Raw genomic sequence first — 3,708 nt, 5'->3', positions numbered from 1 at the left:
TACCTGCCTTGTTCTCGCCCTCGCCGTCGCCCTGCCCGCCGTCGCCGAGGAGGCGAAGAAGGCACATACGCCAACGGCCAAGGAGCTGCTCGCCAAGTCGACCGCCGCCGAATGGCGCACCCCGGACCCACAGAACCTCGTCTACATGGACCTGCCCCAGGGCCAGGTCATCATCGAACTCGCCCAGGACTGGTCGCCGGAACATGCGGCGAACATCCGCACGCTGATCCGCGAGCATTACTTCGACGGGACCCAGGTCATCCGCGTCCAGGATAACTTCGTCACCCAGTGGGGCGACCCCGACGGCGACGACAAGAAGAAGGCCAAGAGCCTGGGCACCGCGAAAGAGACCCTGACTCCCGAGTTCACCCGCAAGCTGGGCGGCAAGGCCATCCCCTTCACCAAGCTGCCGGATGGGGATGTCTACGCGCCGGAAGTCGGTTTCTCCGACGGCTTCCCCGTCGCCCGTGACGCCAAGGCCGGCGAAGCGTGGATCACCCATTGCTACGGCACCGTGGGCGTGGCTCGCGACGTCGGCGCCGAAACCGGCAACGGCAGTTCTCTCTACGCCATTATCGGCCAGGCCCCGCGCAACCTCGACCGCAACCTCGCCGTCGCCGGCAAGGTCATCAGGGGCATGGAATTCCTCGCCGCCTACCCGCGCGGTGGTGAGCCGATGGGTTTCTACGACAAGCCCGAGCAGCGCGTGACGATCAAGAGCGTGCATCTCGCTGCGGATGTTCCGGAAGCCCAGCGTACGCCGATCCAGGTACTGCGTACCGACAGCAAGACCTTCGCGGCGGTGATCGAGGCCAAGCGTAATCGCAAGGATGATTTCTATACGCGTCCGGCCGGGAAGATCGACCTGTGCAATATCAGCGTGCCGGTGCGTGATCCTTCGAAGCCTGTCGCACCCTGATCGGAGAGCATCGCCGATGAATCGGCTCCCACACGACCTCGCAGGTCTCCAGTAGGAGCCGATTCATCGGCGAAGCTCCATGTAGGAGCCGATTCATCGGCGAAGCTCCATGTAGGAGCCGATTCATCGGCGATCCCGCGTCAGCGGGCCAGATATCAATCAGCGTCCGAAGCCGCCGCCTTCTCGCTCACAATCTCCTCGCGCAACGCACGCAGCTTCGCCTTCAACGTCGCCTCGTTATCTGGCCCCAAGCGGATCATGAACTTCTGCCCGACCGACAACTGCTCGAGTGACTGGTTGGCATAAACGTAGCCGACTTTCTCCGGAAGCAGCTGTTGGTTGCCTTTCGGCTCCGGTGCGGCAAGCAGGTGATCGATCACCTCGATGAGGCGATCGTTGAAATAGCCATTCGTACCAAGGTCGCGGTACGCCTGCTGGAACAGCGGATAGTTGCGCTTGTACCAGGCAGCCGCCGCCTTGGTGTTCATGCGGTCAGCCACGTACATATACGTGGCATAGCGGTCGATATTCTTCTTCGACGCAACGAAGCTGCCGTCGTCGGATACCACCTGGAAACGACCCGTCGGCGTACGCAAGGGCACGACGTTCATACCGACGCTCTGCTTCGGCAGCGCGTCRATGGTGGAGACCATGCGCGAGACGATCGCTTCCGGACGCAGCAGCGACTTCAACGCGCCGTCGCTGGTCAGGGCCATCAGCCCGGCGAGGACATCGTCGTCGCTCTGGTCCAATGGCGGCAGCGCGGCGGTGGATCCGCCGGCAGGTCCGATCGGATGCTGCACGAGCGGTGCATCGTGCACGGTGGTCGACGTTGCGGACGCCACCGGACCGTTGGAGAAGGCCGGTGCGGTTATCGCATCGCGCGCCTGCTTTTCACGGTAGATGAAGATGCCGACCACGACCAGAATCGCCACAATCAGCAAACCCGCAACCCACTTCGAACCCGATGACTGACTGCTCAACGCACCGCTCCTGCCAAAAATCCAGCCCCCATGGGACTACGAACAGCGGGAATGGTTCAAGGTTGACCAGGAAATCGATCCGCATCAATGACGTAGTCGCGGAACCGATAACCACGGGCGAAACCGAGGTCGAAACCGTAGACCAGGCGTACCGCGAGGTTCGTATCGACATGGCAATGGAACCGCAAGACAAGGCCCTGGGCCACCTTCCGCGCAATATCCTCATCATCGAGGCCAGTACCGCGTAAAGACACCGTGACACCGGTGCAGGTGCGAGGCTTGCCTTCGGCAGGTGTCCAACGAATCCACGCCGCGCGTACCAAAGGCGGCCCCAGCGACGGCAGCAGCGTCGCCTGTGACCACGCGCTCGGCGCAAAAGCGACGGAGACCGGATAGCCCGCCATGCTGACCGGCACACCGATGACCACGAAGATTGCCGCGATAGCGAGATGTGTTCGCCAAAACGTCAACCCGCTCATCCCTCGGCGCGACGCCCGGCCTCGCACGACAAACGCGCCCGACACCAGGTCATGAAGACCCTGACGGGTCGAGCGATTGAAAGCGACCATGTAGAACGACGCGACAGCCAAGCCACCGATGAGGCCGCTGGCTGCGCGTTCGCCATAGGAGGCCTCGCTCATCACCAGGATGGTGCCGCTGAACAGGATGGGAGCCACCAGCACGCTGGCGCGAAGAATCGATTTGGGCAGGGAGACCACACGGCCCGCCGCGTCCACCACGCGAAGCCCGAGCGCTCGCTTTCCCGGCGTGGATGCGCCGAAGGGGCCACTGTCGAGCAAACCAAAATAGATGGTGGCGGCCACGAACCCTATCAGTCGATTCCAGCCGCCCAGCCACGCCAGCTGGTCGAACAAGAGCTGGCCAACCATGTAGCCGCCCAGCGCAAGGATCATCCAGTCCACGGCAAACGCACCGAGTCTTCGCCAGAATCCGGCCAGCGACACCCGYGGTGTCGCAGCCCCTGAAACATCTTCCATGGTGCCTCCGTCTATCCGCCCATGATGCACCGGGCCGCCAGCTTGCGGGAAGAGCCGGTTGGCACCTAGTCTGGGCTCGCCGGGCATCCCCCCATGGTCCGGCACCAGGGCACCACCCCATCGATAACGTCTGTAGGAGGAACCATGGCTTTCTCTGCACGGCAAGACGCTGCCCCGATCGCGGGCATCAATGTCACCCCGCTCGTCGACGTCCTTCTGGTCCTGTTGGTCATCTTCATGATCTCGGCACCGGTGATCGCCCATAAGGCGCGCGTGGACCTGCCATCGGCAGGCTCGCAACCGCCCGCGGCGATGCAGGAACCCATCGACATCACCATCGAACCCAACAGCATCACGTTCTGGAACCACGTATTGGTCACGGATGCTGCGCTGGCGACGCAGATGCAGATCCTCGGCTCGCGGGAAGGTGACAAGCCCCCGATTCACATCAGCGCGTCGGATGACGCGTCATACGAGGACGTGGCGAAAGTCCTCGCGGAGGCAAAGGTCAACGGGCTCTCGAAGATCGACTTCGTTAACCGGTGAATCTCGTTGAGGCGGGTGGAGGCGACCCCGCCCGCCTCAAGGTGCGGCAGCGAGCTTCGCGGCCATGGACGCGTCGACGAGGCAGGTCGACGGCATGGCGGTCGTGTCGATGTGTACGAGACCTTCCGGGTCGGGCGCGTGATACCAGAGCGGGCCGGCGACGCACGGTGTTCGCGTCGACACCTCACCCATCACCACGCGCCATGTCCGCAATGCCATCAAGGCGGTCATCGTGCGCCCGGGATGCTCGCCGTCCTTGTGC

The 3,708-nt window shown here is 63.3% G+C and carries 5 protein-coding genes; 2 read left to right on the top strand and 3 right to left on the bottom strand.

From position 1 onward, the window contains the following. On the top strand, positions 1-919 hold a 919-nt coding region (locus AC1DT2_RS17870; RefSeq protein ID WP_477297814.1), incomplete at its 5' end, for a peptidylprolyl isomerase. Positions 920-1,074: 155 nt separating this feature from the next. Here AC1DT2_RS17870 and AC1DT2_RS17865 read toward each other — a convergent pair. Both AC1DT2_RS17865 and AC1DT2_RS17860 read right to left on the bottom strand, forming a co-directional pair. Next, complete coding sequence (locus AC1DT2_RS17865) at positions 1,075-1,902, bottom strand: DUF3014 domain-containing protein (protein ID WP_477297813.1); 828 nt, start codon at positions 1,900-1,902, stop codon at positions 1,075-1,077. Positions 1,903-1,958: 56 nt separating this feature from the next. Further along, positions 1,959-2,900: an RDD family protein gene (locus tag AC1DT2_RS17860; protein ID WP_477297811.1), complete on the bottom strand. Its 942-nt coding sequence runs from the start codon at positions 2,898-2,900 to the stop codon at positions 1,959-1,961. Positions 2,901-3,044: 144 nt separating this feature from the next. Here AC1DT2_RS17860 and AC1DT2_RS17855 point away from each other — a divergent pair, with 144 nt between their 5' ends. Further along, positions 3,045-3,446 carry an ExbD/TolR family protein gene (locus AC1DT2_RS17855; RefSeq protein ID WP_477297810.1) on the top strand — a complete coding sequence of 134 codons (402 nt, stop codon included), beginning with the start codon at positions 3,045-3,047 and terminating at the stop codon, positions 3,444-3,446. A 36-nt stretch (positions 3,447-3,482) separates the two neighbouring features. On the opposite strand, the gene AC1DT2_RS17850 is transcribed toward AC1DT2_RS17855, so the two are convergent. Beyond that, a partial coding sequence (locus AC1DT2_RS17850; protein ID WP_477297809.1) for a hypothetical protein occupies positions 3,483-3,708 on the bottom strand: 226 nt, incomplete at its 5' end.

This window comes from Luteibacter sp. P4_E6, assembly GCF_056401535.1.
The sequence above is the reverse complement of the archived record's forward strand: the minus strand, read 5'-3'. Positions and strand labels throughout refer to the sequence as shown.